Source organism: Mycobacteroides sp. LB1 (genome assembly GCF_013449725.1).
In the GTDB taxonomy this organism is placed as follows: Bacteria; Actinomycetota; Actinomycetes; order Mycobacteriales; family Mycobacteriaceae; genus Mycobacterium.
This window is the reverse complement of the sequence record NZ_JACCFF010000007.1, coordinates 300,165-322,350: the sequence shown is the minus strand read 5'-3', so window position 1 is coordinate 322,350 and position 22,186 is coordinate 300,165. Positions and strand designations below refer to the sequence as shown.

At 64.1% G+C, this 22,186-nt stretch carries 22 protein-coding genes and 1 tRNA gene; 6 read left to right on the top strand and 17 right to left on the bottom strand.

The window, feature by feature from the left end:
* Positions 1-161: 161 nt before the first annotated feature.
* The 5 genes from thrB to argS are packed head-to-tail and all read right to left on the bottom strand — an operon-like array spanning position 162 to position 6,610.
* The gene (gene thrB, locus MLB1_RS23400) at positions 162-1,172 is read right to left on the bottom strand and encodes a homoserine kinase (protein ID WP_180752285.1); all 1,011 of its coding nucleotides are present in this window, start codon (positions 1,170-1,172) and stop codon (positions 162-164) included.
* Between the two features lie 5 nt (positions 1,173-1,177).
* Entirely contained in the window at positions 1,178-2,245 is a 1,068-nt protein-coding gene (gene thrC, locus MLB1_RS23395; protein WP_180752225.1) for a threonine synthase, read from the bottom strand.
* A complete protein-coding gene (locus tag MLB1_RS23390) occupies positions 2,242-3,555 on the bottom strand; it encodes a homoserine dehydrogenase (RefSeq protein ID WP_180752224.1) in 1,314 nt (437 codons plus the stop codon). The genes thrC and MLB1_RS23390 overlap by 4 nt, the downstream gene beginning before the upstream one ends.
* A complete protein-coding gene (gene lysA / locus MLB1_RS23385) occupies positions 3,552-4,961 on the bottom strand; it encodes a diaminopimelate decarboxylase (RefSeq protein ID WP_180752223.1) in 1,410 nt (469 codons plus the stop codon). Before lysA ends, MLB1_RS23390 begins: the two co-directional genes overlap by 4 nt.
* Positions 4,958-6,610, bottom strand: a complete 1,653-nt coding sequence (gene argS / locus MLB1_RS23380) for an arginine--tRNA ligase (protein ID WP_180752222.1) — start codon at positions 6,608-6,610, stop codon at positions 4,958-4,960. The genes lysA and argS overlap by 4 nt, the downstream gene beginning before the upstream one ends.
* Before the next feature lie 107 nt (positions 6,611-6,717).
* Between argS and MLB1_RS23375 the strand changes: the two genes are divergently transcribed.
* Positions 6,718-6,790: transfer RNA gene (locus MLB1_RS23375), tRNA-Arg, on the top strand.
* A 7-nt stretch (positions 6,791-6,797) separates the two neighbouring features.
* Here MLB1_RS23375 and MLB1_RS23370 read toward each other — a convergent pair.
* Entirely contained in the window at positions 6,798-7,370 is a 573-nt protein-coding gene (locus MLB1_RS23370; RefSeq protein ID WP_180752221.1) for a permease, read from the bottom strand.
* Between the two features lie 31 nt (positions 7,371-7,401).
* Between MLB1_RS23370 and MLB1_RS23365 the strand changes: the two genes are divergently transcribed.
* The gene (locus MLB1_RS23365) at positions 7,402-7,623 is read left to right on the top strand and encodes a hypothetical protein (protein WP_180752220.1); all 222 of its coding nucleotides are present in this window, start codon (positions 7,402-7,404) and stop codon (positions 7,621-7,623) included.
* Here the strand turns inward: MLB1_RS23365 and MLB1_RS23360 are convergent.
* Positions 7,620-8,846 carry an MFS transporter gene (locus MLB1_RS23360; RefSeq protein WP_180752219.1) on the bottom strand — a complete coding sequence of 409 codons (1,227 nt, stop codon included), beginning with the start codon at positions 8,844-8,846 and terminating at the stop codon, positions 7,620-7,622. The two genes, MLB1_RS23365 and MLB1_RS23360, sit on opposite strands and share 4 nt — an antisense overlap.
* 124 nt (positions 8,847-8,970) lie before the next feature.
* A complete protein-coding gene (locus MLB1_RS23355) occupies positions 8,971-9,552 on the bottom strand; it encodes a YdcF family protein (protein ID WP_180752284.1) in 582 nt (193 codons plus the stop codon).
* A 157-nt stretch (positions 9,553-9,709) separates the two neighbouring features.
* Here MLB1_RS23355 and MLB1_RS23350 point away from each other — a divergent pair, with 157 nt between their 5' ends.
* Positions 9,710-11,053 (top strand): cytochrome P450, encoded by a 1,344-nt coding sequence (locus MLB1_RS23350; RefSeq protein WP_180752218.1) that lies wholly within the window; start codon positions 9,710-9,712, stop codon positions 11,051-11,053.
* Positions 11,054-11,065: 12 nt separating this feature from the next.
* Here the strand turns inward: MLB1_RS23350 and MLB1_RS23345 are convergent, their stop codons facing one another.
* Genes MLB1_RS23345 through MLB1_RS23335 form a run of 3 tightly spaced genes read right to left on the bottom strand, consistent with a single transcriptional unit; the run spans position 11,066 to position 13,582 of the window.
* Positions 11,066-11,635 (bottom strand): hypothetical protein, encoded by a 570-nt coding sequence (locus MLB1_RS23345; protein ID WP_180752217.1) that lies wholly within the window; start codon positions 11,633-11,635, stop codon positions 11,066-11,068.
* A gap of 10 nt (positions 11,636-11,645) precedes the next feature.
* Positions 11,646-13,205 (bottom strand): cytochrome P450, encoded by a 1,560-nt coding sequence (locus MLB1_RS23340; RefSeq protein ID WP_180752216.1) that lies wholly within the window; start codon positions 13,203-13,205, stop codon positions 11,646-11,648.
* A gap of 2 nt (positions 13,206-13,207) precedes the next feature.
* Positions 13,208-13,582: a hypothetical protein gene (locus MLB1_RS23335; protein ID WP_180752215.1), complete on the bottom strand. Its 375-nt coding sequence runs from the start codon at positions 13,580-13,582 to the stop codon at positions 13,208-13,210.
* A 154-nt stretch (positions 13,583-13,736) separates the two neighbouring features.
* Between MLB1_RS23335 and MLB1_RS23330 the strand changes: the two genes are divergently transcribed.
* Complete coding sequence (locus MLB1_RS23330) at positions 13,737-14,420, top strand: TetR family transcriptional regulator (RefSeq protein WP_180752214.1); 684 nt, start codon at positions 13,737-13,739, stop codon at positions 14,418-14,420.
* Here the strand turns inward: MLB1_RS23330 and MLB1_RS23325 are convergent.
* On the bottom strand, positions 14,356-14,724 hold the full coding sequence (locus MLB1_RS23325) for a VanZ family protein (RefSeq protein ID WP_180752213.1): 369 nt from the start codon (positions 14,722-14,724) through the stop codon (positions 14,356-14,358). The genes MLB1_RS23330 and MLB1_RS23325 overlap by 65 nt on opposite strands.
* A gap of 77 nt (positions 14,725-14,801) precedes the next feature.
* Between MLB1_RS23325 and MLB1_RS23320 the strand changes: the two genes are divergently transcribed.
* Positions 14,802-16,019, top strand: a complete 1,218-nt coding sequence (locus MLB1_RS23320; protein ID WP_180752212.1) for an acyl-CoA dehydrogenase family protein — start codon at positions 14,802-14,804, stop codon at positions 16,017-16,019.
* An 18-nt stretch (positions 16,020-16,037) separates the two neighbouring features.
* On the opposite strand, the gene MLB1_RS23315 is transcribed toward MLB1_RS23320, so the two are convergent.
* Positions 16,038-18,662 (bottom strand): AAA family ATPase, encoded by a 2,625-nt coding sequence (locus MLB1_RS23315; protein ID WP_180752211.1) that lies wholly within the window; start codon positions 18,660-18,662, stop codon positions 16,038-16,040.
* Positions 18,659-19,843 carry an exonuclease SbcCD subunit D gene (locus MLB1_RS23310; protein ID WP_180752210.1) on the bottom strand — a complete coding sequence of 395 codons (1,185 nt, stop codon included), beginning with the start codon at positions 19,841-19,843 and terminating at the stop codon, positions 18,659-18,661. Before MLB1_RS23310 ends, MLB1_RS23315 begins: the two co-directional genes overlap by 4 nt.
* 134 nt (positions 19,844-19,977) lie before the next feature.
* On the opposite strand from MLB1_RS23310, the gene MLB1_RS23305 reads away from it, so the two are divergent.
* Positions 19,978-20,496, top strand: a complete 519-nt coding sequence (locus tag MLB1_RS23305; RefSeq protein WP_180752209.1) for a histidine phosphatase family protein — start codon at positions 19,978-19,980, stop codon at positions 20,494-20,496.
* Between the two features lie 8 nt (positions 20,497-20,504).
* Here MLB1_RS23305 and MLB1_RS23300 read toward each other — a convergent pair whose 3' ends face one another.
* From MLB1_RS23300 to MLB1_RS23290, 3 genes are read right to left on the bottom strand one after another with little or no spacing between them, the layout of a single operon-like run.
* On the bottom strand, positions 20,505-21,023 hold the full coding sequence (locus MLB1_RS23300; RefSeq protein ID WP_180752283.1) for a DUF3558 family protein: 519 nt from the start codon (positions 21,021-21,023) through the stop codon (positions 20,505-20,507).
* Between the two features lie 32 nt (positions 21,024-21,055).
* Positions 21,056-21,613 (bottom strand): DUF3558 domain-containing protein, encoded by a 558-nt coding sequence (locus MLB1_RS23295; RefSeq protein ID WP_180752208.1) that lies wholly within the window; start codon positions 21,611-21,613, stop codon positions 21,056-21,058.
* Positions 21,610-22,170 (bottom strand): DUF3558 domain-containing protein, encoded by a 561-nt coding sequence (locus MLB1_RS23290; protein WP_180752282.1) that lies wholly within the window; start codon positions 22,168-22,170, stop codon positions 21,610-21,612. Before MLB1_RS23290 ends, MLB1_RS23295 begins: the two co-directional genes overlap by 4 nt.
* Between the last annotated feature and the right edge of the window lie 16 nt (positions 22,171-22,186).

Below are 22,186 nucleotides of genomic sequence, written 5' to 3'. Positions count from 1 at the left end.
CGACGACTGAAACATTAGGAAGAATTTGTGATCGTCCTCGTTCTCGGCGCAGGTGCGCAGAAGCTGCAATTGCTGGGACTGATACCGAGGATAACCCTCAGGTGAGCATCAAGCAACCAGCGCCCCCCGGCGAGTCCCCCGCTCACCAGCCATAACGTCGATTATCGAACCGACACACCCTCCGACACGGACATCGCCACGACTGAGAATCCTTGATCTTCAGCGTATTTCACTGCCGAGTCGGGAAGCTCGCCGGTGGTCAGCGCCAACACCGCAGGTCCAGCACCGGAAAGGACCGCCGCAATCCCTTGGCTGCGCAGGTACCCGAGAACCTCCGCGGACGCCGGCATAGCGGGTGCGCGCTGCGGCTGATGGAGACGATCCTCGGTGGCGATCATCAGCAGATCCGGCCGCGACGTCAGCGCGAGAGTGAGCAATGCCGCTCGGCTAATATTGAATCTTGCGTCTACATGGGTGATAGATTCCGGTAGCAACACCCGAGTGTGCGCAGTAGAAGACTGTTCCTCCGGGATGGCGGCAACAATCCTGATATCCGAGTGCACATCGAGACGAACCGCCGCATAGGCGGTGGTCACGCCCGCGGTCTCCGATAACGGTTGTCCATCTTCGCGCGAGCGGCTCATCCAGACTTGATTATCTTCGCGCGAGCGGCTCATCCAGGCCACCACCGCTCCCCCGAGCACACTGGCCGCCGCGTTATCGGGATGCCCCTCGAACTCCGAGGCCAGCTGCACCAGCATGTCGTCGGAGAGCACCGGACGCCCCGCCTTGGCGAGTAATCCGTTCGCGACCCCAAGACCCGCCACCGCCGCGGCGGCCGAAGAACCCAGCCCACGCGAATGCGGAATTTTGTTGTGGCACTGAACGATCAGACCCGGGGCGGCGACCCCGCCGGTGGCAAGCCCGCGTTCGATGGCCCGCACGACGAGGTGACTGCCATCAAGCGGAACCTCACCCGCACCCTCACCTTCAACGGCCACCTTGAGACCGGATGCGATTGTGTTGACCTCGATCTCGTCATACAGGGACAGAGCGATGCCGAGGCTGTCGAAGCCAGGGCCCAGGTTCGCGCTCGACGCGGGCACCACCACGGAGGTGGACAGGCCGACGGGGAGAAGCTGAACGTGATGGCCCTCGCCCGAGAGGCTCATCCCACTCACGCGAGTTCCAGTGCCTCGGCGACCGCGCTCGCCTCCACCGGAATGGGGGTCACCTCGGGCATTCCGCTCAGTGCGTTATCCGGATCCTTCAAGCCGTTACCGGTCACGGTGCAGACCACGGTGGAGCCCTTCGGAACCCACCCGTCGGCAACCGATTTCAGCAGGCCCGCAATGCTGGCCGCCGACGCAGGCTCCACGAACACACCCTCGCTGGAGGCGACCAGGCGGTAGGCGTTGAGAATCTCCTCATCGGTGACGGCGAGGAACTTGCCACCCGACTCCTGTTGTGCGGCAACCGCACCCGACCACGACGCCGGGGACCCGATCCGGATGGCGGTGGCGATGGTCTCCGGATTCGCCACCGGCGCCCCGTTCACCAGCGGCGCTGCACCAGCGGCTTGAACACCCAGCATCTTGGGCAGCCGGTCCGACAGGCCGTCACGGTAATACTCGTTGTAGCCACGCCAATAGGCCGTGATGTTCCCCGCGTTGCCCACGGGCAGCGCATGGATATCGGGCGCAGTGCCGAGTGCATCCATGATCTCGAAAGCGGCGGTCTTCTGACCTTCGATGCGCACCGGGTTGACGGAGTTGACGAGCGCAATGGTCGGGTAGTCCGATGTGGTCTTGCGCGCCAGCTCCAGGCAGTCGTCAAAGTTGCCATCCACCTGAATGATCCGAGCGCCGTGGATAACGGCCTGGGCGAGCTTGCCCATCGCGATCTTGCCCTGCGGGATCAACACCGCGCAGGTGATACCGGCCTTCGCGGCATAGGCAGCGGCGGAAGCCGAAGTGTTTCCGGTCGAGGCGCACAGCACCGCGCGCTGGCCGCGGGCCAACGCATCGGTCACGGCCATCGTCATACCGCGGTCCTTGAACGATCCGGTGGGGTTGAGGCCTTCAACCTTCAAATGCACCGTGCAACCGGTGAGCTCGGAGAGCCGCGCCGCGGGCAGCAACGGGGTGCCGCCCTCGCGCAGGGTGACCGGCTCCCAGTTCTCACCGATCGGGAGTCGGTCTCGGTAAGCGGCGATGAGGCCGGGCCAAGGCGTGTGAACGGTCACTCTTGTGTTCCTTCCAGCCGGATGACGCTCGCGACACCCAGCACCACATCGAGATCGGCAAGTGCGGCAACGGTTTCCGATAGCGCAGCGTCGGTCGCCTTATGCGTGAGCACCACCAGCCGGGCGCCCGTCTCGTCGACCTCGCCCTCCTGCCGGACGGTCGCGATGCTGACCTCGCGCTTTGAGAACTCAGCGGCCACGGTGGCCAGCACGCCGGGCCTGTCGGCGACCCGCATACGCACGTAGTACCGCGTCGGGATGAGACCGATCGGCGCGATGGGCAGCTGCGCGTAGCGGGACGAGCGGGGACCGCGTCCGCCCTGCACCCGGTTGCGTGCGGCCATCACCAAATCACCCAGCACCGCGGAGGCGGTGGGTGCCCCGCCTGCACCCTGGCCATAGAACATGAGCTGGCCGGCGGCCTCTGCCTCGACGAAGACGGCGTTGAACGCGCCGTTAACGCTTGCCAGCGGATGAGTGAGCGGCACCAGCGAGGGGTACACGCGGGCTGAAACCCGTTGGCGTCCTTCCTCGTCGGTGATTCGTTCGCAGATGGACAGCAGCTTGATGGTGCACTGCAGCGCCCGCGCGGAGTCGAAGTCGTCAGCGGTGATCTTGGTGATGCCCTCGCGGTACACATCGTCGGCACTGACCCGAGTGTGGAAGGCGATGGATGCAAGAATCGCTGCCTTGGCGGCGGCGTCGTAGCCCTCGACATCGGCGGTCGGGTCGGCCTCGGCGTATCCGAGCTCCCCGGCCTCGGCGAGGGCGTTGGCGTAGCCGGCACCCGTGTTATCCATGGCGGACAGGATGTAGTTGGTGGTGCCGTTGACGATTCCGGATACCCGGATCACCGAGTCACCGGCCAGCGACTGAGTCAGCGGGCGGATAACCGGAATGGCACCGGCCACGGCCGCCTCGAAATAGAGATCAACCCTTGCCTTCTCGGCAGCTTCCGCGAGCTCTCCGGCGGATTGCGCCAGCAGCGCCTTGTTGGCAGTGACCACCGACTTGCCGGCGTTGAGCGCACCCAGGATGCCCCGCCGCGCGGGCTCCACCGGACCCATGAGCTCGACCACGATATCGACGTCATCGCGTGCCACCAGCGCGTCGATATCGTCGGTGAGGAGGTCGACGGGCACGCCACGGTCTGCGGCAACGCGGCGCACTCCGATACCCCGAATCTCCAACGGGGCACCGATGCGGGCAGCGAGATCGCTTGCGCTGCTTTCGATGATGCGGGCTACCTCGCTACCGACATTGCCCAGGCCCAGGATCGCTACACCTATTGGCCTACCGAGTTCGCTCATTCACTTACCTCCAAACTCACCAAATCCTCGACGGTTTCGCGCCGCAGGATCAGTCGCGCCTTACCGTCCTTGACGGCGATGACCGCCGGACGGGTCAGCAGGTTGTACCGGCTGGACATCGAATAGCAGTACGCACCGGTCGCGGCAACCGCCAGCAGGTCGCCGGGGGCCACGTCCTCGGGAAGCCACGCGTCCCGGACCACGATATCGCCGCTTTCGCAGTGCTTTCCGACCACCCGGGATAACACCGGAGCGACATCGCTATCGCGGGACACCAGCTGGGGGTGGTACTCGGCCTGATACAGCGAGGTGCGGATGTTGTCGCTCATCCCGCCGTCGACACTCACGTATCGGCGCTGGCCGTTCGAGAGAATCACATCCTTGGTGGTCCCCACCCGGTACAGCGTGACGGTGCCGGGGCCGGCAATGGCACGGCCCGGCTCGATCACCAAACGCGGCTCGGGCAGACCGACCAGTGCCGACTCGGTGCGCACAATGACGTCGAGCTTGGCGGCCAGATCCTCGATGGGGGGCGGATCGTCGGAGGGCACATAGCTGATGCCGAGGCCGCCACCGAGATCGATGATGTTGAGCTGCGCGGTCTTCTCGGTACCGAACTCGGCGACCACATCACGCAGCAGTCCGATGACCCGGTGCGCGGCAACCTCGAACCCGTCGACATCGAAGATCTGCGAGCCGATGTGGCTGTGCAGCCCGACGAGTCGCAGGTTGTCGGTGGCGAAGACGCGACGCACTGCCTCGAGCGCCTGGCCACCCGCGAGGGACAACCCGAACTTCTGGTCCTCGTGAGCGGTGGAGATGAACTCATGGGTGTGCGCCTCGACACCGACGGTGACGCGCACCAGAACGTCTTGCACCACACCGGCGTTGCCCGCGATCAGATCCAACCGGTCGATCTCGATCATCGAATCGACGACGACGTGTCCGACACCTGCCTGTACCGCCTGCGCGAGCTCCGCCTCGGATTTATTGTTGCCGTGCAGCGCGATTCGCTCCGGAGGGAAATCGGCCCGTAGCGCGACGGCCAACTCTCCCGCAGAGCAGACATCAAGACCCAGACCCTCGCCGGCGATCCAGCGCGCGATCTCCGTGCACAGGAATGCCTTCGAGGCATAGTGCACGCGCGCGGCACCGCCGAACGCCGCGGCCATATCCCGGCAACGCGAGCGGAAGTCGTCCTCGTCGATGACGAACAGCGGAGTTCCGTACTCCTCGGCGAGTTCGGAGACGGTCAGGCCTGCGAGTGACACCTCACCATTCGCGCCGCGGGTGGCATTACGGGGCCATACATTCGGCGCCAAAAGAGTCGGGTTTTCTGGAGATGCGGTCATGACGGTGTGCTGTTCCCCTTCTGCGTGGCGGGGGCCTGCCGGGTGTGCGCTCACATCCGCTCCGGTGCGCTCACGCCGAGAATGTCCAGGCCGTTGGCGATGACTTGACGGGTGGCAAGGCACAGCGCAAGCCGTGCCGCGTGCAGGTCTCCCGGCGTTTCATCACCCTGCGGGAGCACTCGACACGAATCGTAGAACCGGTGGTAATCACCGGCGATGTCTTCCAGATACCTTGCGACCCGGTGCGGCTCGCGCAGTACCGCGGCGCTCTCCAGAATCCGACCGAACTCGCCGAGTCCCCGGATCAGCGCACCTTCCTTCTCGTGGGTGAGCAGTTCAAGATGATCGGTCGAGTGCTGCAGGCCCAGATCGGCGGCGTTGCGCGCCAGCGCGCAGAGCCGTGCGTGTGCGTATTGCACGTAGTAGACCGGATTCTCGCTCGACGCGGAGGCCCAGAGTTCCAGGTCGATATCGATCGAGGTGTCCACCGAGGACCGAATCAAGGCGTAGCGAGCGGCGTCGACCCCGATGGCATCCACCAGGTCGTCGAGGGTGATGACGGTGCCTGCGCGCTTGGACATTCGGACGGGCTGGCCGTCGCGCACCAGGTTGACCATTTGGCCGATGAGCACCTCGACACTGTCGGCGTCGTAACCCAGTGCCGCCGCAACGGCTTTCAGCCGTGCGATGTAGCCATGGTGGTCGGCGCCGAGCATGTAGATGCACAGGTCGAAGCCGCGCTCACGCTTGTCGAGGTAATAGGCGATGTCACCGGCGATGTAGGCGGGGTTACCGTCGCTCTTGATGACGACGCGGTCCTTGTCATCGCCGAAGTTGCTCGCACGCAGCCAGGACGCGCCGTCCTTTTCGTAGATGTTGCCGGTCTTACGCAGCTGCGCGATGGCCTCCTGCACGCGGCCCGAGGTATGCATCGAGTCCTCGTGGGTGAAAACGTCGAATTCCGTGCCGAATTCGTGCAGCGACTCCTTGATGTGGGTGAACATCAGGTCCACACCTACTGCACGGAACGCCTCGGCCTTCTCGTCTTCGGGCAGCGACAGCGCGTCGGGACGCTTAGTGAGGACCTGCTTGGCGATATCGGCGATGTAATCACCCGCGTAGCCGTCCTCCGGGGCTTCTTTGCCCTCGGCAGCCGCGATCAGCGATCGGACGAATCGGTCGATCTGCGCACCATGGTCATTGAAGTAGTACTCGCGGGTGACCTTGGCGCCCTGGCGGGTCAGTAGGCGACCCAGTGCATCACCGACCGCCGCCCAGCGGGTACCGCCGATGTGGATCGGCCCCGTCGGGTTGGCCGAAACGAACTCCAGGTTGACGGTGTGCGTAGCCTGCGAGTCGGAGTTGCCGTATGCCTCCCCCGCATTCAGGACGTTCGTGACGACGGTGCCTTGCGCCTCGGCGGCGATCCGCAGGTTCACAAACCCGGGTCCCGCGATCTCGGCGGCAGCGATCGCCTCATTGGAGGTCAGGGCATCGACGAGCCAGCCGGCCAGGTCGCGCGGGGCGACACCCACCTTCTTGGCGACCTGCAAGGCCACGTTGGTGGCGTAGTCGCCGTGCTCGGGGTTACGGGGCCGTTCGACAGTAACGACGGCCGGTAGCGCCGACGTGTCCAGGCCACGCTCGTCCAGCACCGTGGTGGCGGTGGAACGTAGCAGGTCGGCGAGGTCGTCGGGAGTCACGGCGATCATCTTATGGGCTGGGGTATCCAGGCCCCGAATCCTTTATCCGCGACCGAAACGGTGTCCGGGGCCGCGATCAGGATGCGCTAGGCTGTCAGGGCCTTGATGCCCTCGTAGCTCAGGGGATAGAGCGTCTGCCTCCGGAGCAGAAGGCCGCAGGTTCGATTCCTGCCGAGGGCACACACATTTACTCGGCCGCGGGCCTTTCCGCCGCGGCGGCCTCGCGGGCCTGCTGCTTCTCGGTCTTCACCCGGCGATACCTCTTACGCACCGTGAAGAACGAAACGACCAGGACGATCACCAACGCGATGATCGCGCCTATCACCGTCGCCCCCCGAAACCCCGGTGCCTCGACATCAAGCACACGCTCACCGGCATGTGCGGAATTGCTGGTTCCGAGCACGATGGTCAGCGTCATGAGGTTGGGCAAGGCGAGGATCAACGAGAGCAACGCGAGCACCCCGGCCATGAACTTGCCGCCACGACGTTGCCATAGAAGCGCCGCGGAGAGCAGGAGCAGCAATGGCACCCCCGTGCACACCAGACCGAGAACCAACCCACTCCAAATCCCCTGGGTGAAGCTGCCGTGGCCCGACATGCCGGCGATGCGCTGTGCCCACCAGCGTGGGATGAAGGCCGACAACGCGAAGTACACGGCCAGAAGGGCCAGCAGCAGCGCAACAACCGCTATCAGGCGCCCCCGCCACCTGGCCCAGAGCGACTCCTTGCCCACCGGTCTTGCTTCGCCTACGCCAGCCATAGCGAAAGGCTATTCCAATACAATGGAACTCGTGTCCAAGGCAGCGGTAATCGGTGTGATCGGTGCGGTATTGATGCTGTGCGCACCGGCCGCCTATGCCGACCCGATTCCGGTCTGCCCGTTCAACCAGCCCTCGGGTTGGAACGGGCAGCAGTGTTTCCCGCAGCCGTGCGTTCCTCCCTATGCACCCGGTGTCCCGCCCTGTTTCATGCCGCCACCGACAATCGGGTCCAACGGCCTGCCGCAGATCTAGTCAGCCGCAGGCAGCGGCTCGGACCTCCACCGCGCGTACAGCAGCGAGAGCGCCAACACCCCGAGACCTGCCACGGCAAGCGCCGCCCCGACGAGCGAGGGGGCCCGGTAGCCGTACCCCGCGGTGATAACCAGCCCACCGAGCCAGGCACCGCCCGCGTTGGCGATGTTGAGCGCCGAGTGATTGAGCGCAGCGGCCAGTGTCTGTGCATCCTCGCCGACGTCCATGAGGCGCGTCTGCAACGCGGGCACCAGGGACGTCCCGGATACTCCTACCGCAAACACCAGCACCAATGCCGCCCAAGGATTTCCGGATACAGCCACGAAAATCACGAGCATCACCGCAACCAGCACCAGACCGACGGTGATCGCCCTGACCACACTGCGGTCGGCCATCCAGCCGCCCAGCACGTTTCCGGTCACCATGCCGATGCCATAGAGGGCCAGCGCGAGCGGGACGACGGCCTTCGGCAGCCCGGAGACGCTCGTGAGCGTGGTGCTGATGTAGGTGTAGAAGGCGAACATGCCGCCGAAGCCCACGATTCCGATCAGCAGGGTGAACCACACCTGTGCGCGGCGCAGTGCCCCGAGCTCGGTGAGCGGGTTCGTGATGGTCATGTCCGTCAGCCCAGGCAGGAACCGCAGCAACGCCACGATAGTGACCACACCGATGACCGCGACGACGGCGAAGGCCGCACGCCAGCCCACCGTGTTGCCCAGCCAGGTCGCGGCGGGAACCCCCACCACATTGGCCACTGACAGACCGAGCATGGTCTGCCCCACTGCCTTGGCACGTCCGCCGGGACCCGCCAGGTGTGCCGCCACCAAGGCCGCGATACCGAAGTAGGCACCGTGCGGCAGGCCGGAAACGAACCTGGAGACGATGAGCGCCGCATAACCGGGCGCGAACATGGTGGCGGCATTGCCGATGGTGAACGCGATCATGAGGGCAATGAGCAGCGTCCGACGCGCGGCGCGGGCGGTAAGCGCCGCGATGATCGGAGCGCCGACCACGACGCCGAGCGCGTAGGCGCTGATGACGTGCCCGGCCTCGGGTTCGGTGACACCGAAGCCATGCGCGATATTGGGGAGTAGGCCCATCGCCACGAATTCGGTTGTCCCGATTCCGAATCCACCGATGGCGAGCGCGAAGATGGCGGCTCGCCGGACTCGCGGCGACACCGGCAGCACGGGCTGCGTGGGTGTTTCGACAAGGGCAGTCATCAATGGGCTCCAGGGCGGTATGCGAAGAATGCGCACACCGGTGAGCGCCACGATCGGTAAACCAACGATCCCGGCGGGTTCATTCCCGACGGGCGGTTGCTCTGTGAAGAGTAGCGCTTCCGTGTTACCGGAACGGGCTGATGATGTCGCGCATGAACTGACCGATATTGGTGGGCGCATCCCCGTCGGGGAAACTCGCGGTGGCCAGCACGTTGCCACCCGCGTCGGTGAAGTTCCGGTCAGCGCGCTGCTGGTGGGTCGAGTTCGTCACCAGGATGATTCCGGATGCACCCGCCTGCTTCGCCAGCGGCACCGAGAACTGCGCGTTCTGCACCGTGCTGTTGGCCCGGGGCTCCACGACGATCCGGTCGGACGGATAGCCAAGGCCGACAAGCATGTTGCGCATCTGCTCGGCCTCCGACACGCCATTCTGCGGATTGCCTCCGGTCACGATGATGAACGAATTCGGGAACATGTTGGCGATCGTTCTGCCGGTTGCCACTCGCTGATAGAGCTTGTCCCGCATCGAGCCGTCGGGCTTGAGTCCGTAGCCCAGAATGACGACGGCCGGTTTCGAGAAATCCTTGCCCACCGCCATCGGTTCGGCGCTCGCGGTCCCAGAGGTACCCAACACGGGGACACCAAACGCGAAGACGACGGCGACAACGATCGCGGTCGTCCATCGAGTCATCAATGCGTCCTCCAAACCACAGTGACTTCTGAGCCAGGTGAGGTACATGGTGCCAGAGGTACCCCTGTCAAGTCGACCCGCCGCAGAAATCGGCCTCAGTTCCCCCTGGTGTGACCGACATGACAGATGTACGATCCTTTATCAGACACATGTCTACTAACACCACAACGCCGTGGAGGGTGACGTGACCGAGGCCTCAACCATCGACCGGGAAACGGCTGCGTCCGAGCCAAGCCCGCCGCCAACGGTGCCATTCCCCAAGCTGGCTCAGGGCATCGCATTCGTGGCCTCGCGCCGCTGGACAACCCGCCAGCTGGCCAAGCAGTACGGGAAGATCTACACGATCAACATTCCCAAGTACGGGCGCACCGTGATCGTTGGCGACCCGGACCTCGCGCGTCAGGTGTTCAGCACCAGCACCGAGGCCCTGGGCAACATCCAGCCGAATCTCAGTCAGGTACTGGGGTCCGGCTCGGTGTTCGGGCTCGAACGCAAGGAACACCGGCACCGCCGCAAGCTGCTCGCACCAAAGTTCCACGGCAAGGCGATGGTTCAGTACGAGCAGATCATCGAGGAAGAGACGCTGCGTGAGTGCGCGTCATGGCCCGAAGGTCAACAGTTCGAAATCATGGAACCGATGATGCGGATCACGCTCAACGCGATCCTGCGCGCGGTCTTCGGCGCCGACGGCGCCGAGCTCGACCAACTACGGAAGCTCATTCCGCCCTGGGTTGTCCTCGCCTCGGCCGTCACCAGATTCCCGCAGCCCAAACGCATCTATGGCCGGTTCAGCCCGTGGGGCCAGCTCGAGACCAAACGCAAGCACTACGACAAGGTCATCAACGTCCTTATCGACAGGGCTCTTGCCGCAACGGATTTCGAAGATCGCACCGATATTCTCGCGCTACTGCTGCGCTCGACCTACGACGACGGCACCTCAATGTCGCGCAGCGATGTCGGCGACGAACTCCTCACCCTGTTGGCGGCCGGCCATGAGACCACGGCCACTACCCTGGCGTGGGCGCTCGAGCGGATAAGCCGCCACCCGCGCATACTCACGCGTCTGGTTGAGGAGGCACAGACCGAGCACAACGAGTATCGGCAGGCGACGATCCTGGAGGTACAGCGCAGCCGGCCGGTCATCGACTTCGCGGGCCGCCATGTGTTCGCGCCGTATGTGGACATTGGGGACTATCGCATCCCGCATGGCTGGACGGTCCTGGTGAGCGTCAGCCTCATGCAGGACGATCCCACCGCATTTCCTGATCCGGAGCGCTTCGACCCCGACCGTTTCGCGGACACCAAACCCGGTAATTCCTGGGTGCCCTATGGCGGCGGTACCCGACGCTGTGTTGGGGCCGCGTTCGCGAACATGGAGATGGACGTTGTGTTGCGAACCATATTGCGACACTTCACCATTGAGACCACCAACGCTCCCGACGAGAAGTGGCATTCACGCGGCGTCGCCTCATGCCCGAAGGACAACGGGCTCGCCACGGTATATCGGCGCACCTGAGACACGCGGGCATCACGCAGTGAGTCTGCGCAGCTCCGCCTCGACATTGCTCCGCGCGGCGGCTTCCCAGCGCACTCTGCCGGCTTCGGTGTGGAATATCGAATCCTGTTCCAGTAACGCACCCAGGATCCGCGCCCGCTCACGATTGAAGACATGGTCCGGCACCACCTCGTACTCCTCGCGTACCGCCGCCGCGTACCGCGCGTAGCGGTCATCAGAGGACCCAAGCACCGACAGATCGGCATCGCTCAGCACGGCGCCGTTGACGTCGCCTGGTTCCACGCGATGAGTCTCGGTGATCAGAACCAGGCGGATAACCTCCCGGCTGGCGTTGGGAGGCAACAGATCCTGCGCTAATGCGGCCGACTGCACCTCGTTATCGCCATGCCCGATCTCGTACACCGCATCGTGGAACCACACCGCCAATTCGACGGGCTCCCTGTCAAAGACCATGCCGTCACCAGCGAGCAGGTCAACAGCATCCAGCACTTCACGCAGATGCACGAGGTTATGGTGGCGCCGGTGCGGTTGCAGCCACCGAGCCGTCAACTGGCCACGAAGGGCCTCGGTAAGGATCGTCACTCCACCAGTGTCACGGATGCCGTCGGCGCAGCTTCATCAGGATCTCACCCTCGGGCCCGCCGGTGAACGTCACCTCACGGCGCGGATTCTGTCCCGGCAGCATGTCCAACTCATATTGCTGGGCCAGCGCCGCCACTCCGATGACGGCCTCCAGGTTCGCGAAGCCCGACGCAATGCACATCCGCTTACCGGCGCCGAAAGGCATGTGCGCCTTACGCTGTTCCGGCTCCAGGTTCTCCTTGAGGAACCGTGAGGGATCGAACTTCGAGGCATTCTCCCAGACTCGCTCATTCTGATGAATGCTGTCGATGACAATCGCCACTGTGCTTCCCGCCTCGATCGGGTAGTCCCCCAGCACATCCCGCTCCTTCGCGGTGCGCGCCACGCCAATAATCGGCGGACACACCCGCATCGCCTCGTTGACCACTGCGGCGGTCCACGGCAAGTTGTCGACATCCTCGGCGGTTGGCAAACGACCCTGCAGCACCCGGTCGACTTCTTCGCCCAGCGTGACGCGGGCCTCGGGGTTGCGCGACAACAGGTACCAGGTCCACGCCAACGCCGCGGCCGTCGTCTCGAAACCTGCTCCCAGGAACGTCATCAGCTCGTCGCGGATCTCCAGGTCCGTGTATTTGGCACCGGTCTCCGGGTCCTCGGCCGCCATCAGCAGCGCCAGCAGATTGTCTTGCCGGGTGATGCGCCCGCTTCGATGGTCGGCGATAAGCTGATCGATGGTGTGCTCAATCCACCGCAATCCACGCATGGTTCGCGGCGCGATCACCGAGGCTCCGATGCGCAGCGCGCGAATCGCCAATCGCGGTGTGTGTGAAGATAATTCGTCCGGCCCATGAGTGGCGAGCTTGTCGACTATCCAACGCAGCGGGGGTGCCGCGCCCGCTATGAATCCAATACCGAAGAGCTTGAGCAGCCGCGCGAAGCTGATCCGCATCCGCTCGGCCATATCGCCAGAGAGATCGATCCCGAACATCGTCTGCGCAACGATATCCATGGTCAGATAGTTCATCTCGGCGGTGATGTCCACCGGCTTGCCCTGGGCATATAGGTTGTCCCAGCGTTCCAGGGTCCGGGCGCTAGCCTCGGCCATCTGCGGCGCGAACAGGTCAACCTGCCGTTTAGCGAAGATCGGCTGGACCAACCGACGGTTCCGGTTCCACTGCGCTTCGTTCAGATCGGTGACCAGACCGCGGCCGAAACCGACTGCAAGCAAATCATATTCGGCACACTTGATGTAGTTGTCCTGGTTGGCCACCAACACATACCGCGCCATTTCCGGGTTGCGGACGACGACGAGCTTGCGCATGGGAGCCCGCGCCACCAACAGGTCGTCTTGGCCTGGCATGTCGGAGACATACTCGAAGATGGAGTGCCGATACACCGACCACACGGCGCCCAGCGCGATGCGCCAAGACTTAAAATAGCCGACCTTCGTATGGTGCCACCGCAAGAACGTGGGCCCACCGGGATACAGATCGTGATTGACCGGACAACCGCCGGCCGCCGCGGCGGTCGGCACGGAAAGGGATTCGGGCTGCAACGCTGGAGCCGACACGGTTAGACCCTCTCCTGCTCGGAAGCGCCGCCGCGCGCCTCGTCAACCTCTGAGTCGGAAGTCACCTCTTCCACCACGGCATCGATCTTGTCATCGGCGATCTCGTCGTCAGCAACGTCATCAGCAACATCAAGATCCTCGTCCTCGTCATCGAGATCGACATCGCCACCCTCGTTGGCGTCCCACCGTTCTTGGTCAGCACGCGCCCGCTTACTGGCCTCGGCGATCTCGAACCCATCAGCCACGACGCCGCTCACTTCGCGTGCAACTTCCCCCACCGTCCGCGTGATAATGCGGATGATCCGGCCTACACGAGACCCGACCGACTCCACGACTTCCTGGACGACGTTGACGTTGCGCTCAACAGGTCCCACCATGCTGCACTGTCCTTTCGGATTCAGTAACCAAATAGTGAACAATTGTGCACTGGACTTAGTGTGCGCAACGTAGATGAACCTGTCAATACGGCCGAACAACGTGGTTTCGAACAAATCACCCGATCACCAAGAGCACGCTCGTACACTGACACGTATGCGCCATAGCCGTGCCGAGAAGAAGTTGCACACCCGCCGCGCATTGCTCGACGGGACCTTGGACCTACTCAAAGTTCGTGGCTTCGCCACCCTGAGCCTGCGCGAGGTGGCACGATCCGCAGGTTTGGTTCCCACCGCCTTCTATCGACACTTTGAATCGATGGAAGACCTGGGCACCATCCTCGCCGAGGAGAGCATTCGCGCGCTTCGTGACACCTTTCGTTCGGCCCGGCGTGAGGCGGGCAGTGACAACCCCGCCAAGATTCTCGGCCTCATGGTCGACCGCGTGAGCGAGCACGCGAACAACTTCCGGTTTCTGGTGCGTGAACGTCACGGTGGCTCGGCTCCGGTGCGTCGTGCCATCAACAACGAAATGCGCATGCTCACCAACGACGTGGTGGTGGAGCTGGCACGCAACCCGGCAATGAACCACCACACCACCGAGGACCTCGAGATCGCGGCCGAACTCATCGCCGGCTCGATCCTCAACACGATCGGCATGCTGGTGGACACCGATCACCCCACCGACGCGGACGCTGCCGCCGCCCTGAATCGCGCGCTGCGTCAGCTAGATCTGGTCACCAGCGGTCTGGCTCACACCGGCCTCGTCAAGACCGTCATTCCGGAGCCCGCCGTCCCCGAGGACCAGGGCGAACCTTCTGCCACAACAGCAGCCCTGTAAGCAGGCCGACCGCATCGGCGAGCAGATCCAGCAGGCTGCCGTCACGATGCGGAATCCACAACGCTTGAATCACCTCCGAGCATGCCGCGAAGGCCAGAACCCATGCCAACGTGGGTTTCTCACCGATCCTCGCGAAACGCGAGGACACCGCCAACATCCCGAATATCAGGAAATGCACCACCTTGTCGGCCCCGGGAGGACCTGACGGGACGGTACCGCCGGGAGTGAACAACAGCAGACAGGCGAATGCGAAGGCGCATAGCAGCGTGAACTGCGGAAACCATGACAGAACTGTGCGAATCATCGTGACCTATATTGCCGCTTCGGTTCTGGGTGATTCAAAGCGATGCCGCCAATTGACACTCTGCGTACAACGAAGACATGACTTCCGCCTCGTCAGTCCTCGACATCCGCGCGCTGCCCGGCACCGAGACCTACCGGAATCTACTCGCCCAGGTTGCGAACGGGGCGCGTGATCGCGATCTGGCTGACGAAAATCCCTTTGACCAAGTTCGCCTGCTGAAGGAGGCCGGCTTTGGGCGGCTGCGCATCCCGGCCGAACTCGGTGGCGCGGGACTTTCTGTGCGGCAACTCTTTTCCGCCATCATCGATGTCGCGCAGGCCGACCCCATCGTCGCGCACATCTTCCGTACCCACTTCTGGTTCGTCGAGGAACGGCTGCGCACGCTGCCTGACGCCGCCTCGGCAGCTTGGCTGACCAAGGTGAACGAGGGGAACCTCTTCGCCAACGCGTTCAGCGAGAAGGGCACATTGGCAGTCGGCGGCCTGGTGTTCAACACCCGTCTGCTGCCGGTCGGTAATGGGTATCGCCTGAACGGTGAAAAGTTCTACAGCACCGGGACGTTGTTCGCGGACTACCTGACGGTCACCGCCACCACCGACCGTGATTCGGTCGCATCGGTGATCGTCCCCGGTGACCGCGACGGTGTGCGACTCGTGGACGATTGGGACGGCTTCGGCCAGCGACGTACCGGTACCGGCACCACCATCTTCACCCAGGTCGACGTCGAAACCGACGAAATCCTTTCCGACACAGCGTATGACGCATCCCCGGTACCCACCACGCAATATGCGTCACTGCAGCTCTACATCCTGGCGATTGTCGCCGGCGTGCTGCGGTCAGTGGTGGATGACGGCGCGGCGCTGCTCCGCTCCCGTCAACGTAACTTCAGCCACGCTCTCACTGAACGCCCCGTCGACGACCCACTGCTGCAACGCACCCTCGGTGAGTTGAGCGCAACCGCGTTCGCCGCAGAGGCGGTGGTTCTTGCGGCGGCAGATGCCGTCGGCGCCGCCACCGCATCACTGCGAGAGGGAATCCCCGACGCGGAGCTGGCAGAGGAAGCACAGTTGGCAGTCGCCAAGGCCAAGGTGCATATCGACGCCGTCGCGCTCGATGCCACGACCAAGCTGCTGGACCTGGGCGGCGCCAGCGCCGCCAGCCGGAGCCGCAACCTGGATCGGCACTGGCGCAATGTCCGGACCATCAGCCTGCACAACCCGGTGCACTACAAGGCCCGCGTGATCGGCCAGAACCTGCTGCACGGCACACCGGTGCCCGCAAACGCCTACTTCTGAGGGGTGTGGGCGAGCTGCTCAGGCTGACAAGCTGATTCGCTGTGCCCCGGTGACCGCGTGGTAGCGCTCGGGACTGCAGGTCAGCACGATCACCTGCGCCTCGGTACCCACCGCGTCGAACACCTCGCCCATACGCTGCAGCCTGTCGCTGTCGGTAAACCCCAGCGCATCATCGATGATGACGGGCACTGCATCCTGAGGTGCCACGAGTGCGGCACTGGCCAGCCTCGCCACGATCCCCAGCTGCTCCTTCGCGCCACCTGAGAGCGACTCGTAGGGGACAGTCCTGCCGTCGAGTGTCCGGCTGCGGATACTCAGATCGCTATCGATATCCACTTCGAAGGTGGGGCCGAAGACCATGCGGCCCAACCGTTCCAGCTCCGCGCGGAACGGGTCGACATAGCGCAATCTCATACCATCACGGTGCCGCAGCATCACCGATCGTAGCGTGTCGACGGCCCTAGCCTTCGCACCGATACGCGTGAATTCCGTTGCTGCATACTCATGCTCAGAGGCTGCAGCATCAAGCTGATCCTTGCGCCCTTGCCTGCCGAACACCTCCAGACGCACCGAGATGTCACGCAGCTGATGACGCAGTGACTCATGCCGCTGATCCAATGCGAGCGCCCGCCCGGAAACCTCGGCGAGTTCAGCGCGCACCCGGTCGGCCTCCAGCTTCGCCAACTGGCTCACGAGATCGGCGACACGCCGAGTGGTCAGGTCTGCCGCCTGTACCGCTTGGTCATGGCGCTCTGTGAGCGCATCATCGGAAGCCGAGGCCCGCACCTGGGCAAGACGCTGCTCGACGGCGCTCAACTCCTCCGCGCGGGCGGCTTTCTTCTCCCGCAATACCGTTGCCTCGGTGGCCTTCTCGGCGAGCCGCTGACTCGCCGCCTGGACCGCCTGGCGGTGGGTGACCTCATCGGCCTGCATGCGTTCCACCTCGGCCACCAACCTGGTGACCTCGGCGCGCGCCTGCGCCGGATCGATGGCATCCCACAATCCGGTGGCCTCCGGCGCCAACTCGCGTAACCTGCCCAGCTTCTCGCGCAACACGTCAAGATTCTCCGACGCCAATAGGCCGTCGAGTAGCGCCGTCAACCGGTCGCGTTCGGCACTCAGCTCAGTACGCCGCTCATACTGCTTCTGCGCCTGCTCTACATCGGCGACACCGGCAGCGGTCAATGCGACCGACAGGGTATTGCGGGTGGTATCAAGGTTGTCACGCAGCTGAGCGGCATTGGCCCCCGGAATGATTCGGGTGACCGCCACACCGGGAGCAGTGATCTCGATGGTGTCCGAGGCAGCGCTCGCCCACTGCTCCCCCGCCGCGACCCGCAGCTGCTGACCGTTGGCGGTGATCTCCACATCGACGAGCGCCCGGACCTCGACCTGTGCCGAGGCGGTCTCCAGAGCTACCTCTGCCATCCCGACAGCGCGTGCGGCGGTCTCGATCGCGCCCAGAGTCTGCGGAGTGATCACCATCGCCGAAAGCTCCGCGCCGGCCATTGCCAACTGCCGGGTGGTGAGGTCGATACGCGACACCCTGGCCGCCAACCCATCCACCTCGTCCCGGGCGAGCGCGCGATCCAACGTATCCCGTGCCGACTCCACGTGCGCACGGGCACCGTCAAGGGTTTGCGTCGCCTGGACCGCGGCGGCCTCAGCGGCCTCGGATACCTGCTGTGCCGTCGCGTGTGACTCCGCCACGGCGGCAACGTGTTCCGCGAGCCCGTCGATCGAGGCTCGCCGGGCGTGGGTATCGGCGACCAGCTGAGCCCGCTCATCGCGTTTCAGCTGCGCTGCCATCACAGCGGCCTGTGCCGCCTCGGCGACCACGGTGGCGTTGGCGTGCTGTTGCACCAGCGCCGAAACGGCTTGGGAGGCTTGCTCCAACGGAGCCAGGCGACGGCCCACCTCGGCACGGCCAGCGATGACCGAGGCCAGCTCCCGTGTCAGCTCATCATGCTCGCGGACCTGCTGATCGACCTCTGCCACGGCCGCGTTAGCGACGGCGAGGGCATCCTCGGCGGCGGTCAGACGCGCAGAGGCCCTGGCCCATTCGCCAGTGGGACGTCCGGTCGCGGTGAAATACAGCGCATATTCCGCGTCGATCCGCTCCACCAGGTCCGGCTCGCTGCCCGACAATGCGACCGATTGTCCGGCGGCCAGATCCAGGGCCCGGGTCAGCGCATCACTCGATGACAGATCGAGCGCACCCGCCCCCGCTGACTGCAGAACCCGTTGCGCCTTCCACAAATTCATGTCGATCGACTGATCGAGCATATCCAGCACCCGCTGATGCGCCTCATCTCCGGAGAGCTGTTCGCGTCGCGGTTCGATGATCGTCAGGTGTGTCTCAGCACGCTTGTGGAAACGCTTGTGATACACGAACCGGTAAGGACCACAACTGATCTCGGCCTCAATCTCGGAGCCGACATCGGCGAAGGTGGGCTTGACCTGTTTTACGTCCTTCTTGGTGGAGCGGTCCTTCGATTCGATCAGCAGGTCCAACGCCTCGATCATGGACGTCTTGCCGATCTCGTTCGCACCACTCACCACCACCACCCCTCGATCAGGAAAGGTGATGTCGCGGTGTGCGATTCCGCGATAGTTGGTGACAGAGAGCCGATGCAGCTTCACGCCGCCGACCCTCTTTTCGTTGAACTGCCCAGTGCCGGGCCGCCCAGTCCAGCACTAGAGGTGAGGCGCAGTAGCAACGACAGCGCGCCCTGAGCATCTGCGGACGCTGCCCCACCGGCGGCCGCCATCTCCTTAAGCTCGGCGATCGCCGAGCCGGCGAAACCGCCGACACCGAGATCGCTGAACTCGCCGTCGACGGGTATCACCGCAATATCGGTATGCCGCTCCCACGTCCGCACGCTCGCGAAAAGGCGGGTGTACTTGTCCAGGCACTCTTCGAGCACGGCGTTATCGGTCACACTGAGCGTGCCGGTAAGCGCCAACCGCACCACCGTGCGCTCCTTATCCGGCAACAGTTCGAGGTTGAGTCCCAGATCGGCGATATCGCGCGCGTGGTCCACCGACCGTCGCAGCGTCACAAACCGCCACCGGCCCACATGATGGGCATCCACCTGAACCGCACCCGATTCGTCCAGATTCACCACAAGGGCGTGCCCCGGGTCGGACTCGATATCGTCGTAGTTGGTGACCTCGGGTGCCCCCGAGTACCAGACCCGCCCGCTGGCACCCACCTGAGTACGGGAGTGCTTATCGCCCAATGCCACATAGTGGACCGCACCCCGGGCAACGGCGTCCTCGACGGCCTTCAGCGCGATGAGCGCCGGTTTCGTCGGGTCGGGGTCGAGTATGTCGATACCGCCGTGGGCCACCACGATGCGTCGGGTGCCGTCGACGGGCAGTCCCTCCAGCTGTTCGGCAACGAGATCGTGTGTGGGCGCCTTCGATCGCCACGGCACCGCGACCAGCTCCACACCGTCGGCCACCCGATGTACCCCGGCGGTATCGAGCACGTGGACGTTCGCGGGTTTTTCGGCCAGGAACAGCTCACTGGTGTACACCGAGGCGGCGTCTAACGGATCATGATTGCCAGGCAGCAGATAGATATCCACGCCGACCCCGCGCATGACCTCCAACGCCTGGCTGATGACGCGCGGCGCCAGCTGATTGGACTCGAAGACGTCTCCGCACACCACCATGAAGTCGCAACCCTGCTCCACAGCAACGTCACCAACAGAGGCAATAGCCTCCCGACGCGCGGCTGAGTACTGCGGCTGGGCCTCGCCGGCAAGGAAATGCCGCGTCATGCCCAGCTGCCAGTCAGCGGTGTGCAGGAACTTCACATGCCGAAGTCTATGGCCGCCGACCGACAACCCCGGGGAGGCAGCGCCCGATCCCTTGGACCCTGCAATACAGCCTATCCACAGGTCGCGCATTTGCCCGGTGCTCGTCACGTAGCCGGGCTACGGTACGACTCATGTCGGAGGACCAGTTGGTGAAACGCACCCTCATCCTGATGCGACACGCGAAGTCGGCCTACCCACCCGGGGTGGACGACCACGAGCGTCCACTGAACCTGCGCGGCAGCCGCCAAGCCACTCAGGCCGGAACCTGGCTGCAGGACAATTTCAATCGGATCGACGCGGTGCTGTGTTCCACCGCCACCCGGACCCGCGCGACGCTGACTCAGACCGGGGTCCACAGTCAACTCGTCAGATTCAGCAACAAGTTGTACGACTCGACGGTGGGGATCACCCTCGGCGAGATCAATGCGGTGCCTGATTCCGCGATCACCGTGCTTGTCGTCGGGCACGAACCCACCACATCGCAGCTGGCGCTCGCACTCGCCGACGCGGGTACGAGTAGCGCCGACGCCGCGAACCGCATCTCCACCAAGTTTCCGACCTCGGCATTGGCGGTCCTGACGACTCGTTCGCCGTGGTCGCGGCTCGAACTGGGCGGAGCCTCGCTCACGACGTTCCACGTGCCGCGCTAGAGGCGTACTCAGACCTTCTCCGCCACCTGGGTGGACAACTTCATCGCACAGTGGCACGCATCTGATGAGGTGCCGTGACCGGCGCCGAGCAGGGTGACCGCCAATTCAAAGAACTGGCCGTCCCCATATTCGAGGGCGGTGACGCACATCCCGTAGGTCGAGCTGATGAAACCGCGCTTACCCCCGGCCGAGAAGTCCTTGACCTCGTCCCTCGTCCGTTCCTCCCCCTCACGTTCGCGCCCAATCGGGCTGCCTCGATACCAGGTGAGAGCGACGTTCGGCAATGTGCTCCAGGATCCGCTGGGAGACCACGTGCAACCTGCGGGGGTTTTCGCAATCAATTTGAGGTCGGTACGACGCACCACCGCCGCGACATCAGGAGTGGTGAGGCTGCCGCACTCGGAGTACGCCGGGCCCACCCGAACGTCATTCGCGGTCGTTACCTCGTGGCCGCCGAGTTCACGGTGGTGGCCAGAACATCCGGCGCTGAACAGGATTCCCGGGGCCAACACGGCACACAGAAGTATCCCGACGATCCGGGACGAGCGAACATGACGCGTCAGATGTTCACTGACAGCGTCATCTCCATCAATTTGATTGCCTGCGTGCATGAGTCTCCGCCTTGGCCCTGCGGGTTGACCCACCATCCAACAACACCTGCGGTGTCACTGGCAACTCCACAGGCACCCGGCTGATCCGGCGGCCTCATCACGATCGACGGAATTCCTTGTATCGCCCGTTCCTGGACGTTGTATTTCAGGCTGTTCGCTGTGGCCTTCTCGGCGTCGAGGCTGCCGGTCTCGAACCAGAAGCGGGTGATATCGACCAGGCCACCGCTCTTGCTCATCGCCTGCCACCGGCACACGGCACCCACGAATGTGCTCTGAATGTCCTTGGGGTCCGCGTCGACGACCTTGGCGAGGATGTCCGTGGTGAGCACTTCACATTCCTTGAGCAGGTTGGGGTACTTCTGCTCGGCGTTGGTGCCGTCCCCCGTGTCGCCACTGCCGGGCATTACCGCCTCGCCGTCAACGGTGCCGCCGCAGCCCGCCGACGTGAACACGATGAGTGCCGCGCACAACGTCGCGAACAATGACTTTGTCATCCGATATGTCATTTCTTGGCCGCCTTGATGGATGTCTCGGTCAGCTGTTTGGCGACATCGCAGGAGTCGGGGGCACCGGTTCCGGGCTCGAAGTTGATTGACCATTCGATGAAGTCGTTTCCGAAGTCCATGCCGATCTCACACAGGGTGGTCGCGGTGCCCGGGTAGCCGTTGGTCGCGATGAATCCCTTGTACCCGGCAATCTCGACGTCTTCGACGCTCGGGCGCGTCCGCTCTTCCGTCGCCCGCTCCCGGCCGATAGGGCTGCCGCGATACCAGTTGAATGAGAAGTGCGGTCCCGCGATGCTGCCACCCCGGAGCCAGACACAGCCCACAGAATTCTTGGCGGTGCCCACCAGACCCATGACCTTGGTCAGCTGCATCATTGCCTGGTCGCTGACCCCGCCACACTCCGCGAACATCGGGCCTTCAACGCCCTTGGACTTGGTCTGCTGAGGTGACGTGGCGTTCGGCCCGGTGCCATTGGGCGGATCGGACTTATCGCCGCCCGAGCAGGCAGTCAACACCAGTGCGACCATCGCCAATGCGACAACACACTTGCTCAACACGTTGCGTGAATCCAGG